This is a genomic window from Shewanella sp. SR44-4 (assembly GCF_014163715.1).
GTDB lineage: Bacteria > Pseudomonadota > Gammaproteobacteria > Enterobacterales > Shewanellaceae > Shewanella.
Window position 1 is genome coordinate 127,421 of the sequence record NZ_JACJDU010000005.1, and the last position, 13,511, is coordinate 140,931.

Annotated in this window: 10 protein-coding genes and 6 tRNA genes; 15 read left to right on the forward strand and 1 reads right to left on the reverse strand. The window is 41.8% G+C overall.

All coding sequences use genetic code 11. The annotated features are described in order from the left end of the window. Positions 1–1,018 precede the first annotated feature (1,018 nt). The 15 genes from H5125_RS04305 (at position 1,019) to sugE (ending at position 11,789) form a co-directional block, all read left to right on the forward strand. A tRNA-Ser gene (locus H5125_RS04305) sits at positions 1,019–1,110 on the forward strand. A 22-nt stretch (positions 1,111–1,132) separates the two neighbouring features. Continuing rightward, positions 1,133–1,209: transfer RNA gene (locus tag H5125_RS04310), tRNA-Arg, on the forward strand. 27 nt (positions 1,210–1,236) lie between these two features. Continuing rightward, a tRNA-Arg gene (locus H5125_RS04315) sits at positions 1,237–1,313 on the forward strand. 29 nt (positions 1,314–1,342) lie between these two features. Beyond that, positions 1,343–1,419 (forward strand) — tRNA-Arg (locus tag H5125_RS04320). A gap of 8 nt (positions 1,420–1,427) precedes the next feature. Further along, positions 1,428–1,519: transfer RNA gene (locus H5125_RS04325), tRNA-Ser, on the forward strand. A gap of 73 nt (positions 1,520–1,592) precedes the next feature. Beyond that, positions 1,593–1,669 (forward strand) — tRNA-Arg (locus H5125_RS04330). Positions 1,670–2,271: 602 nt separating this feature from the next. Continuing rightward, positions 2,272–2,514, forward strand: a complete 243-nt coding sequence (locus tag H5125_RS04335; protein ID WP_101085616.1) for an OadG family transporter subunit — start codon at positions 2,272–2,274, stop codon at positions 2,512–2,514. A 13-nt stretch (positions 2,515–2,527) separates the two neighbouring features. Then, entirely contained in the window at positions 2,528–4,306 is a 1,779-nt protein-coding gene (gene oadA / locus H5125_RS04340) for a sodium-extruding oxaloacetate decarboxylase subunit alpha (RefSeq protein ID WP_182743628.1), read from the forward strand. A 9-nt stretch (positions 4,307–4,315) separates the two neighbouring features. Continuing rightward, positions 4,316–5,446: a sodium ion-translocating decarboxylase subunit beta gene (locus H5125_RS04345; protein ID WP_101085612.1), complete on the forward strand. Its 1,131-nt coding sequence runs from the start codon at positions 4,316–4,318 to the stop codon at positions 5,444–5,446. Between the two features lie 393 nt (positions 5,447–5,839). Further along, positions 5,840–7,225 carry a CmpA/NrtA family ABC transporter substrate-binding protein gene (locus tag H5125_RS04350; protein WP_101085610.1) on the forward strand — a complete coding sequence of 462 codons (1,386 nt, stop codon included), beginning with the start codon at positions 5,840–5,842 and terminating at the stop codon, positions 7,223–7,225. Between the two features lie 72 nt (positions 7,226–7,297). After that, positions 7,298–8,230: an ABC transporter permease gene (locus tag H5125_RS04355; protein WP_197708419.1), complete on the forward strand. Its 933-nt coding sequence runs from the start codon at positions 7,298–7,300 to the stop codon at positions 8,228–8,230. 10 nt (positions 8,231–8,240) lie between these two features. Further along, a complete protein-coding gene (locus H5125_RS04360) occupies positions 8,241–9,113 on the forward strand; it encodes an ABC transporter ATP-binding protein (protein ID WP_182743629.1) in 873 nt (290 codons plus the stop codon). Between the two features lie 179 nt (positions 9,114–9,292). Then, entirely contained in the window at positions 9,293–10,456 is a 1,164-nt protein-coding gene (locus tag H5125_RS04365; RefSeq protein WP_162024291.1) for an alginate export family protein, read from the forward strand. Positions 10,457–10,840: 384 nt separating this feature from the next. Next, entirely contained in the window at positions 10,841–11,323 is a 483-nt protein-coding gene (locus H5125_RS04370; RefSeq protein ID WP_182743630.1) for a DUF3465 domain-containing protein, read from the forward strand. Between the two features lie 145 nt (positions 11,324–11,468). Next, the gene (sugE, locus tag H5125_RS04375) at positions 11,469–11,789 is read left to right on the forward strand and encodes a quaternary ammonium compound efflux SMR transporter SugE (RefSeq protein WP_101085602.1); all 321 of its coding nucleotides are present in this window, start codon (positions 11,469–11,471) and stop codon (positions 11,787–11,789) included. Between the two features lie 213 nt (positions 11,790–12,002). Here the strand turns inward: sugE and H5125_RS04380 are convergent, their stop codons facing one another. Then, entirely contained in the window at positions 12,003–13,250 is a 1,248-nt protein-coding gene (locus H5125_RS04380; protein WP_182743631.1) for a dicarboxylate/amino acid:cation symporter, read from the reverse strand. Between the last annotated feature and the right edge of the window lie 261 nt (positions 13,251–13,511).

Here is a 13,511-nt window from a genome sequence, read left to right on the forward strand (position 1 = left end):
TAAAGCCAGCATTTGCTGGCTTTTTTGTTTTTGTATTGCAGTGGCATTACCGCTTTAGTTTAATCAGCCCTTATTCGTTAACCTCTGCTCGGAATTTTCACTGTCATCAAACTGTCCTTTGTTTATGCGATTGCTTCAATTAAAAGACCCGCTAGTTACGTGTCATTTCGCTGGGTTAACCCAAATACAGAGCTAAATTTAGAACCAAATTCAAATAATAACGAGTCAATTTAAATATGAGTGACCAGTAAACATTCTACGCTTATCAATTTACCCATCTGTTATTCTGCGTTGAGGTTACATTAGCTCTAGCGTAGAGTACCTCACAGCTCCAATTTAAGGTTGTTGGTGTAAGCAGGACAATTTCCCCTTAAGTTGATACAAGACTGAAGTGGAATGAATGAGGCTCTCACAAAGCACTTTTTAACACACTGATTCAGTTTGTTAAACGCATCCATAAATGAGTCGTCATTTATTTACCATCTGACTAACGTATTTATTTTACTCGTGTTGAATTATCACTGGATGCTATTTGTAGCTAACAATTGGTATCAAACCATTTTTTTTAACGAGTCATTATTTAAATGTGCTTAATTCATCTTGATTATAGCGTTGTAATGGGAATCGTTGATCAATACAAATCCCATCGTAATCTCGTGCAAGCTATAGCAAATTAACCTTCCTAAATGGCATTATGCGGCTATTGTCGATATTGGTTAATATGATGTTGAATTGTAATAGTGAGTATAAATTACCCAATGACTAGGCTAAGTTGTTTAAATCAACGATGTGTTTAATTATATCTTTGGTTAAAAACCTTAAAACGCTTGTCGGACGAACAGAGGTTTAATGAGATTATGTCTGTAAATTAAAAAGAATATTCATCAAAAAACGACTGTTTTCATCAAGATTTGAGTCTATTATCTCCAATGTGCTTAAAAACACTCCAAATGAAGTTAGGTTTCCTAAAAAGGGTTTGACTTATTTTCATCAAACAGTAATATGTGCGCCAAGAAACGGAGAGGTGGCCGAGTGGCCGAAGGCGCTCCCCTGCTAAGGGAGTATGGGCTTTAAATCCCATCGAGGGTTCGAATCCCTCCTTCTCCGCCATTTCTTACAATAGATATACGATGCGGATGTAGCTCAGCTGGATAGAGTACCTGGCTACGAACCAGGCGGTCGGAGGTTCGACTCCTCCCATCCGCACCATTATCTATTAAAGTGTTAAACATGAATGCGCGTGTAGCTCAGCTGGATAGAGTACCTGGCTACGAACCAGGCGGTCGGAGGTTCGACTCCTCCCACGCGCACCATTTCATGTTTCACTAAAAACCCAATTTATGCGCGTGTAGCTCAGCTGGATAGAGTACCTGGCTACGAACCAGGCGGTCGGAGGTTCGACTCCTCCCACGCGCACCATATATTGCGGAGAGGTGGCCGAGTGGCCGAAGGCGCTCCCCTGCTAAGGGAGTATGGGCTTTAAATCCCATCGAGGGTTCGAATCCCTCCTTCTCCGCCATTCATTAAATAACGTCACGCACATGAAGTGCAGACGATAGCATTATTTATGAATGGCTTGTTTTACCGATTTTGCGCGTGTAGCTCAGCTGGATAGAGTACCTGGCTACGAACCAGGCGGTCGGAGGTTCGACTCCTCCCACGCGCACCATAATAAAAAGGCCCTGCATCAATGCAGGGCTTTTTTTTTGCTTAATTTTCATTGTCTTTCTCATCTTACTGCAACCGCTTTATCTCATAAAAATTTGATTTTCACATCTTTATTCACTTATTACTCATGTCATGTTTAATCATCTATTTCATCAATTTGTTAAACCAATAAAGTGTGAGTGATTTTTATCATTGAATTATGAATTTGTTAATTTTAAAGTGAATATAGTGATTTTATTGATGATTCATCAGGTTATTATCATTTTTTTTATATTTTATTGATTTTTTTTAATTGGCTCTCTCTATTTTGGTAAGACCAATTTACAAAAAGATAGCATTGTTGGTGTAAATTGTTTATATTTTGTGACAGGATTTTAGGTTTACAAACTCAGTTTGCGGTTTTTACCATGAAATACACCTTCATTGAATAAGCGTTGATTTTGAATATTTATGCTTTTTGAGTAGTCAAGTTATGTCTGTAGTCGTTAAGGATGTTGTTGTCTTGGTGCACGTTTTGTGACATTGCACCGTGATAGCACATTGAGGGACGGTACAGAATAGTCAACGTATTGGTTTGATGTTTAACAGATAAAGTGAGGACACATGACATCGATATCTGAGCAGTTATCCGATGCGCTAGGCATTATGGTAATGGGCATGGGCTTAGTATTTATTTTTTTGAGTATCTTAATCATCGGTATTGGTATTGTTGCCAAGCTTTTTCCGGCCCCAGTAGAGGTTCCTACGCTAGCAACGGTAAGTGCTAATGTGCCTAAACATACCGTCTTAGACCCTAAGCTGGTTGCCGCTATTACCTCTGCGATACATCAATACCGCGCGAAATAAATTTGGAGTCATTATGAGCAAGCCATTAGCATTAACCGATGTCGTCCTGCGTGACGCACATCAATCATTATTGGCAACACGTTTACGTATTGACGATATGTTACCTATAGCACCGTTATTAGATAAAGTAGGCTTCTGGTCACTTGAGTCTTGGGGCGGCGCAACTTTTGATTCATGCATTCGTTATTTAGGCGAAGATCCATGGGATCGTATTCGCGAATTGAAAAAATCCATGCCTAATACCCCGCAACAAATGTTGCTTCGAGGCCAAAATTTATTAGGTTATCGACATTATGCTGATGATGTCGTTACGCGTTTTGTAGAACGAGCTCATACCAATGGCGTTGATGTATTTCGTATCTTCGACGCAATGAATGATGTCCGTAATCTTGAAACCGCGGTTAAAGCGGTTAAAAACGTGGGCGGCCATGCCCAAGGCACCATTTCATTTACCACTAGCCCTGTTCACAACATTGATACTTGGGTTGATATGGCTAAACGCCTAGAAGACATGGGCGCAGATTCTTTATGTATTAAAGATATGGCGGGTTTACTTAAGCCAATGCAAGCTTATGACCTCATTAGCCGCTTAAAATCACAAACGGACTTAATGGTGTCGATGCATTGTCATGCTACAACGGGCCTAAGCAGCGCTACATATCAAAAAGCGATTGAAGCGGGCGTTGATGTGCTTGATACCGCAATATCTTCAATGAGCCAAACCTACGGCCACAGCGCTACCGAAACGTTAGTGGCAATGGTTGAAGATACCGACAGGGCAACCGGTTACGATATGGTGTTGCTAGAAGAGATAGCAGCCTATTTTCGTGAAGTGCGTAAAAAATACGTCCGTTTTGAAGGTGCACTAAAAGGCATTGATTCACGTATTTTACGTGCTCAAGTACCTGGCGGCATGCTAACCAATATGGAAAATCAATTAAAAGAGCAGGGCGCAGCAGACAAAATGGATGCCGTGCTTGAAGAGATCCCGCGGGTACGTGAAGATCTTGGTTTCTTACCTCTCGTTACCCCAACATCGCAAATTGTTGGCTCACAGTCGGTGATCAATGTGCTGATGGGTGAGCGTTACAAGTCGATGACCAAAGAGACCGAAGGTGTACTAAAAGGCGAATATGGTGCGACGCCAGCGCCAGTTAATGCAGAACTACAAGCCAGAGTGCTAAAAGGCGAACAGCCTATTACGTGTCGTCCAGCCGATTTAATTGCACCAGAATTAGATAAGTTACGTGTCGAGCTTGCCGAAGCCGCCAAAGAGCAGGGCTTTAGTTTAGCTGCAGAATCAGATGACGATGTAATGACTTATGCGTTGTTCAATCAAATTGGTCTTAAGTTTCTTAAAAATCGCGGCAATCCGGATGCGTTTGAACCTGTCCCAAGTGCAGATGATTTACAAGTGAAAGCCGATAAAGGCCCACAAACCTATACCGTCGATGTCGATGGTCAACATTTTGTGGTTGAAGTGAGTGAAGGTGGTGAGATTGGTCACATCGCGCCAGCATCAGCTGCACCTATTACGGCAGCGTCTGCAACGGTCGCCTCAGCGCCTACGGGTGAGATTAAGTGCACCATGGCCGCGCCGTTATCGGGAAATATTTTCAAAGTGTTAGTCAGTAATGGTCAAGCGGTTAAAACCGGTGACGTGATCATTATCCTGGAGGCGATGAAAATGGAAACCGAAATTCGTGCTCAACAAGATGGTGTTGTAACTCAGTTAGCGGTTAAGCAGGGTGACAGTGTAACTGTAGGTTCAACATTGTTGTCATTAGCATAAGAGGTCGAAATGGAAGGATTATTGGCTTTTTGGGCTGAAACGGGTGTCGCTAACTTTACTGGTGGCCAACTGCTAATGATGGCTGTTGGTTGTTTATTGTTATTTCTAGCGATAATTAAAGGATTCGAACCGTTATTGTTATTACCTATCGGATTTGGCGCCATATTAGCCAACATTCCTAATGCAGGTTTTACCGATGAAGGTGGCTTACTGTATTACGCTTACCATGTCGGGATTGAGACTGGGGTATTCCCATTACTCATCTTCATGGGGGTGGGTGCATTAACTGATTTTGGTGCGCTAATTGCTAACCCTAAAACACTATTGTTAGGGGCTGCGGCGCAATTTGGGATTTTTGCCACTTTACTTGGTGCTATTGCCTTAAATTGGGTACCTGGGTTCGAGTTTAGTATGCAAGATGCTGCAGCTATTGCCATTATTGGTGGAGCAGATGGTCCAACGGCAATTTTCTTAGCCTCTAAACTAGCGCCTGAATTGTTAGGTGCTATTGCTGTTGCTGCATACTCATACATGGCGTTAGTGCCATTAATTCAGCCGCCGATCATGAAACTGCTAACCACTAAAGCCGAACGTGAAATTAAAATGGAACAATTGCGTGAAGTCAGTAAGAAAGAGAAAATTATCTTTCCACTGATGGTGCTAGGGTTAACCATTTTATTTTTACCTGCAGCAACCCCATTAATTGGCATGTTCTGTTTGGGCAATTTAATGCGCGAATCGGGCGTAGTGGATCGTTTATCGAAAACGGCGCAAAACGAGTTAATCAACATAGTGACTATCTTTTTAGGTCTTGCTGTTGGGTCTAAGCTATCAGCAGATCAATTTCTGCGTATCGAAACGCTAGGTATTTTAATCCTTGGCGCGGTTGCGTTTAGTATTGGTACTGCTTCTGGGGTATTGATGGCTAAATTAATGAGTAAGCTCTCTGGCGGAAAAATTAACCCACTTATCGGTGCAGCAGGCGTTTCTGCTGTGCCAATGGCTGCACGAGTAGTGAATAAGGTAGGTTTAGAGGCTAACAACCAAAACTTCTTACTCATGCATGCTATGGGACCTAACGTAGCAGGTGTGCTAGGCAGTGCTGTTGCTGCAGGTGTTTTGCTGGCAGTACTAGGCTAAAACTTACCAGATGATTCAAAAGCCAATGCCTTTGCGTTGGCTTTTTTGTTTTTATCTACTGGTACAAAATTACTTATACCTCTTTTGATGCATATTGGTGCACTTAAACTGTTTTATTGCACTGTAGTAGCATTACGTTATTTAATTGTTAAAATTAAAGTTATTCAAAATCAACCTGTTAATGTTTTGGCATGAAAAATGGATAGCAAAGGTTGTATATTTGATGAGCCATATCCAGTCTTTTTAGACAGTACAGGTTATCAATTTTACAACTAACTGACTGATAAATAGTATTTAATAAATTCAATTTTAGCAAAGGCGCTATCGAGATATTCCTAAATGGATATCCGAAGCGCCTTTTTTTATTGTCAATTTTCATCACGGGGAAATAATATGAACTGGAAAATATCGTTAACTCAGCAGATTAAGTCTTTATTACTGGGGGTCAGTATTGGGGCAAGTTTGTGTATCAACACTGTAAGTGCCGAAGTGGGCTTTCCTGAAAAAGAAGAGCTCAGGTTTGGTTTTATCAAATTAACTGATATGGCACCTATTGCGGTTGCTTATGAAAAAGGTTATTTCGAAGAAGAAGGTTTATACGTCACGATTGAAGCGCAGGCAAATTGGAAAGTGTTACTCGATGGTGTGATTGATGGTCGATTAGATGGGGCCCACATGTTAGCGGGTCAACCAATTGCTGCAACAATTGGTTACGGTACTAAAGCGCACATTATTACCCCATTTTCGATGGATTTAAATGGTAACGCGATTACGGTATCAAACGACGTTTGGGCCAAAATGAAGCCGCACATTGCTAAACAGGCAGACGGTTTTCCCGTTCATCCCATTAAAGCTGATGCACTAAAGCCCGTAGTAGAAGAATTTAAAGCGGCTGGTAAGCCATTTAATATGGGTATGGTGTTTCCGGTTTCTACACATAACTATGAATTGCGTTACTGGTTAGCCGCTGGTGGGATTCATCCTGGGTTTTACGCACCTCATAAAGGAGATACATCAGGGCAGATTGATGCACAAGCTTTGCTGTCGGTAACTCCGCCCCCACAAATGCCCTCGACACTGGAAGCGGGCACAATTAATGGCTATTGCGTTGGTGAGCCCTGGAATCAGCAAGCTGTGTTTAAAGGCATTGGTGTACCTGTGGTGACCGATTATGAAATTTGGAAAGATAATCCTGAAAAAGTGTTTGGTATTACAGCCGAGTTTGCCGAAAAATATCCAAATACCACTATACGCCTTACTCGTGCGTTGATCCGCGCCGCTAAATGGTTAGACGACAATAACAATGCTAACCGCCCAGAAGCGGTAAAAATACTGTCTCAATCTAATTATGTTGGTGCTGACTATGAGGTGATTGCTAATAGTATGACGGGTACGTTCGAATATGAAAAAGGCGATAAGCGCGCGGTTCCAGACTTCAATGTATTTTTTAGGCATCACGCAACTTATCCATATTACTCAGATGCGATTTGGTATTTAACTCAAATGCGCCGTTGGGGCCAAATTGAACAAGATAAATCTGACGATTGGTATAAAGACATCGCCGCAAAAGTCTATCGTCCAGATATTTATGCTAAAGCCGCGCAATCACTCATCGACGATAAGCTCATCCCCGCAGCTGACTTTCCAGATTTCAGTAAAGAAACCGGTTTCAAAGCACCGCAAACTCACTTTATTGATAACTTAGTTTATGACGGCAGCAAGCCTAATGCTTACATTAATTCATTTGTAATTGGATTAAAGCAAGGCGACAAGCTGTAACAACCCGTTAAGGAGTCTTGGATGAACAGTCTTTATTCTATTGCACAAAATCGCTTAATTGAACGAGGCAACATGGCAGTTGTTATGCTGAAAATAGCCGAGTTAAGTAGGGCGATACTATTACCGTTTATCGGCATTGCGATATTTTTAGCTCTGTGGGCGGTGACAGCTAATAGTATTGAAACCTCTTTAGGTAAGTTTCCGGGACCGGTTGCTGTCGTGTCGCAATTTGACAATTTGTATCAGGAGCATATAACTGAGCGCGAAAAGGCCGAGGCTTTTTATCAACGTCAAGAAACACGAAATGAGGCGCGTGTTGCTAACGATCCAAGTTATGTCGCCAAAGTACGTGCTTACACAGGTAAAGAAACTTTTTGGGATCAAATTGTCACTAGTCTAATTACCGTCATGAGTGGTTTTATTTTAGCGGCCATTATTGCTATTCCATTGGGGATTTGGATGGGGTTAAGCCGCAGTTTGCAGGCAGCAATTAACCCCATTATTCAAATTTTTAAACCCGTATCGCCACTCGCTTGGTTGCCTTTAGTTACCATGGTGGTCAGTGCGCTGTATGTCTCGCCGGATCCGCTAGTGTCTAAATCATTTATTAACTCCATGCTCACGGTCACCTTGTGCAGTGTTTGGCCAATGATTATCAACACTACAATCGGCGTGACGAGTATCGACAGCGACCTCATCAATGTCAGCAAAGTATTGCGGTTATCGGCAATAACCCATGTGCAAAAAATCGTCTTACCAGCATCTATCCCAATGATTTTTACCGGTATGCGCTTATCCCTAGGGGTCGCGTGGATGGTATTGATTGCCGCGGAAATGCTGGCGCAAAATCCGGGGCTTGGAAAATTTGTTTGGGATGAATTTCAAAATGGTAGTTCTGATTCATTAGCGCGAATTATGGCCGCGGTGGTTGTGATTGGCTTTATTGGCTTTTTATTAGACCGAGGCATTCTGGCCTTACAGCATTGGGTATCTTGGGATCAATGAGGGTAACAACATGAGCACATTTTTAGAGATTAGCGGCGTTGATATGGTTTTTCCCACGCCTAAAGGATCTTTTACAGCGCTTAAAGACGTGAATTTGAAGATAAATAAAGGCGAGTTTATCTCTTTGATTGGTCACTCTGGTTGTGGCAAATCGACCGTACTGAATATTGTTGCAGGTTTATACCAAGCCAGCTCTGGTGGGGTCATTTTAAAAAGTACTGAAGTTAAAGCGCCAGGACCTGAACGGGCGGTGGTATTTCAAAATCATTCGTTACTCCCTTGGTTAAGTGCCTATCAAAACGTTGAGCTTGCTGTAAAACAAGTGTTTGCTGGCAAGATGAGCAAAACAGAAATGAAACAGTGGATTGAACATAACCTGCAATTAGTGCAGATGGATCATGCTATGCATAAACGTCCAGGAGAGATTTCTGGTGGAATGAAACAACGAGTCGGTATTGCAAGGGCGCTTGCTATGCAACCGGAAGTGTTGCTGATGGATGAGCCATTTGGAGCATTAGATGCGTTAACACGAGCACACATGCAGGACTCGTTAATGGAGATCCAAAGTCAGTTAAATAATACCGTGATTATGATTACCCACGATGTAGACGAAGCTGTGTTGTTGTCTGACAAAATTGTCATGATGACTAATGGTCCAGAAGCCACAGTGGGTGAAATTTTAACAGTCGACCTTCAAAGGCCAAGAAACCGCCTAGCGTTAGCTCAAGATACTGAGTACAACCGACTGCGTTCTGAGGTACTTAAGTTCCTGTATGAAAAACAACGCAAGATAGAATCACTGTCAGCAACTAAACAAGTATTTAAAATGCAAGATAAATCACAGACACCAATTAATGAAGCCGTTAAAGTAAGCAACAGTTAGTTTGCTAGTCGCACTGTTACGCTTTACAGCGTGTTGATAACTTAACTTAAAATAACTATTTGGGATGTAAGATGAATAAAAAACTGCTTGCGAGTCAAGTTGCGGATAAGGCTTGCCTAAATTCTGCCTTTACAAAAAAATGTGCCTTATCAGTACTTAGTTGTTCACTATTACTGGCTATGGGAAATGCTTCTGCTGCGGATGTTAAAGTCACATCAATCGCTGATGCAGTGACTCAGGGAACAGCAAATGTAGATTTGAATTTGCGTTATGAATCTGTCGATCAAGACAATGCGTTAAAAGATGCTGATGCATTGACACTTCGGACTCGTTTAACCTTTGCTACCGCTGAATATTACGGCTTAACAGCTTTGGTTGAGTTTGAGGATTCACGCAGCTTAGCAGGGGTTAATGATTATAATGACGCGATTGGCAACAATGCTGATTACTCTGTGATTGCAGACCCTGAAACAACTGAATTAGACCAGGCTTTCTTACAATACAAGCGTAATGGTTTTACTGCTAAAGCTGGGCGTCAAGTTATTGCTATCGATAACCAACGTTTTATCGGCCATGTTGGCTGGCGTCAAGATCGCCAAACATTCGATGCCGTTACTATGCAATATGCAATGAATGACTTTAGCGTTGACTATGGCTATATCTACAAGCGCAACCGTATTTTTGCAGAAATAAAAGACATAGATTCAAAAGATCACATCATCAATGCATCATATAATTTAGGCTTGGGTAAGCTAAGTGCTTACGGCTATCTGCTTGAGGAAGATACCAACCTTGATAACGGCGTTGACACCTATGGCGTGCGCTTTGCTGGTGCTAAAGATATCGACAAAATCAAACTACTTTATACGGTAGAATACGCCACACAAGATGCCGATACCGCAACTACATCTTATTCTGCTGATTATTTATTGGGCGAAGTTGGCGTAGGTTTTAGCGGGCTGACCGTCAAGTTAGGATACGAGCTGCTTGGGTCTGATAATGGTGAATATGGTTTTGCAACACCGCTTGCCACTTTACACGCATTTAATGGTTGGTCTGATCAATTTTTAGGGACGCCAGCCCAAGGGCTAGCCGATACCTATGTGTCTATTGGTGGTAGTATTGTTGGTGGTAATTGGGCGTTGGTTTACCATGATTTTGAAGCTGACGAATCTAGCGCTACGGTAAACGATTTAGGCGACGAAATTGACGCCGTATTCAGTTTACCAATTGATAAAAATTATACCGTAGGTGTTAAATACGCCGCTTATTCAGCAGGCGATGCTGGAGCCGGTAAAGTTGATACTGATAAAGTGTGGCTTTGGGCAAACGCTAAGTTCTAATTTGGCAAGCTAGTGAAAAAAGCGAGTATCAATTGATACTCGCTTTAATCTTTTTTACATTGCGTTTTTGTGTCCAGTTTTGAAATCTATTTACCCTCCTAAGCTCAACCAAGTCAGTTAACTATTCCTGCTACTATCTTATGTAGAGCCTAAAATTGCTGCTAATCCGTGGTCTCTAACGGTGCTAAATTAGACTGGATTAGATAAAATTCACTGCCTGCATAATCAATTTGTAATCTAAAGAACTTTAGTCATAATGCATGCTCACCATCATCACCATCATCACCATCATCACCATCTTCACTATCTAGTGTTCCTTTTGGGTTGTTATCGTATAATATCTGTTTAACTATCTTGTTAATTAGGCTAAGGAAAGCACAACACATGAAAAAATGGCTCGCGTTACTCGTTATAATTTTTTCGTCATATCAATGGTTCGTTTTACCGCAATATAGTGTGGCTGAATCATTCACCGATACATCAACCACCGCACTCAAATCTAACTCCACAGTGCAATATTCTGTAGCCCAAAATAACAATGCACTCATCCAGCAAGCATTTGAGCATCAGCAGGAAAATGTTCAGGTACAAGGTCTGGGAACCGTGGTTAAACTGCTACCAGATGACAATAAAGGTGCTAGACATCAAAGATTAATTGTTAAAATATCTTCTTCGTTCACCGTATTAATTGCACATAATATTGATTTGGCGCCACGGATTGATGCGATATCGGTCGGTGATGAGATACAATTTTACGGTGTGTATGAATGGAATAACAAAGGCGGCGTAGTGCATTGGACTCATGACGATCCTAATGGCCGCCACCTTAATGGTTGGTTGATGCATCAGGGTAAAATGTACCAATAGTAGATCGCAACCTACTCAGTGAATGCCCTAATCACAAGATAATGGCTTAGGTTGTTTTTGTGATACCGATATCTGTTTATGTGACGTGAGGACGACCTTACCTCTCTATTTCATCCGGGGACGGCCCCGTAACACAGAGGTGTGTATGTCTTGGTTTATTTTGGTGGTAGCGGGATTATTTGAAATTGTATGGGCGATAGGACTTAAATATAGCGAAGGTTTTACTCGTTTATGGCCAAGCGTCGGTACTATTGTCGCCATGTTGATTAGCGTTGGGCTACTGGGCATTGCGATGAAATCGTTGCCCGTTGGAACGGCTTATGCTATTTGGGTTGGAGTGGGAATGGTAGGGACTGCAATACTAGGAATGGTATTGTTTAATGAGTCAGTCACATTGATTCGATTAGTGAGTCTACTGTTAATTGTTATTGGCATTATCGGATTGAAACTGTCGGGTTCAACGTAGATCGTTTCTGATGTAGACGACTGTTGACCTAGATTTTTGGATGTGGAGCACTTTTCCAATTTAAGTCATTCCAGCGTTAGCTCAATAGCCTTCACTCATTTATGGGCGTTTATCTTTTTTGACGATTGACACTAAAAAGCCAGCACTAAAAAGTGCTGGCTTGTTTAAAAATGATCAAGGTATTTTAGGTCAAACCATACAATGAAAATATTGTTAAGCGGTTTGCTCAACCGGTTTTTCATCTGAGTAAAATTGCTCTACGTCCAATTGGCCTTCCGATTTTCCAATCACAACCGCAGTCATCATATCGCCAGTCACGTTAGTTGCCGTGCGGATCATATCAATAATACGGTCAATGGCTGCGATAAAGGCAATACCTTCCAGTGGTAAGCCTATCACGCCCAAAGTCACGGTTAACATCACCATCGCACTACCAGGAACTCCTGCTGTGCCGACAGACGCTACCGTTGCCGTTACCGCAATCAACATGTAGTCCGTCATATCGAGCGGAATACCATAAATTTGCGCAATAAAAATGGCCGCAATAGCAGGATAAATACCGCCACAACCGTCCATGTTCATGGTTGCGCCGAGTGGCAGTACAAAAGCACTGTAACGTTTGGACACGCCCATCGCTTCGGTACTGCGTGTGCTGGCAGGTAAAGTACCAAAGCTTGATGCGGTACTAAAGGCCACAATCTGGGCTGGCATGGCTTTACGGAAAAATTGCAGTGGGCTTAAACCCGCAGCAAATTTAACTAAACCACCATACACAAAGATAATATGAATTAACGCGGCAATATAAATCGCAATAATAAACTTACCTAATGGTAATAATGTACTTAAGCCGTACTCACCCACAACCCAGGCCATTAAACCAAATACACCAATTGGTGTTAATTTTAATACCATACGCGTTAATTGAAACATCACTTCAGCACCGGCTTCAATGACATTTTTTAACGGTGCTGCTTTCTCACCTACAGCATTAATGGCAATGCCAATTAACGCGGCAAAGACAATGATTTGAAGCACATTACCGTCGGCTAGCGAGGCAAATGGATTCACTGGGATCATATTGAGCAAAACTTGAGCAAAGCCTGGGATATCACGTTCGCGGACTTCCGATGTGGCTAAGGCTAGGTTACCGCCCATGTCGATAAGGCTGCCGACAGTTAAACCAATAAATGAAGCAACGGTGCCGGTAAACATAAACATGGCTAAAGTTTTAAAACTTAAACGCTTTAAATTACCTTGCGAGCCCAGAGAGGTAATGCTCACCACAATGGCACAAAATACCAAAGGAGCAACCAGCATTTTAATGGCACTGATAAACAGATCGCCAAGAGGCTTTAACATCACGGCTGACTCGCCTAATCCGACACCAGTGAGTGTTCCTAAAACAAAACCTGCAATGACTTTCTGCCAAAAAGGGATGCGTTTGAGCGTTTGCAATATCATGAAAGTTCCAAATTATGTCATTGTGACGTCGCTAAATATGATTAGGCAACATCGTTGTACGTGACCCATTAGTTCACTAATGAGTGATTAATTACTAAAAGCTAAACCCTACAATGGCGATTTGACGCTGTATTACTGTCTAGTTTTTTAGGACTATGCGAAGTATTTACGCTAAATAATGTCCTAATAAACCCGTTGAGGTTAATAAACATTAATCGCATTGTATGAAGTGAGCGAATGACAAACAACGTTATTTTATTA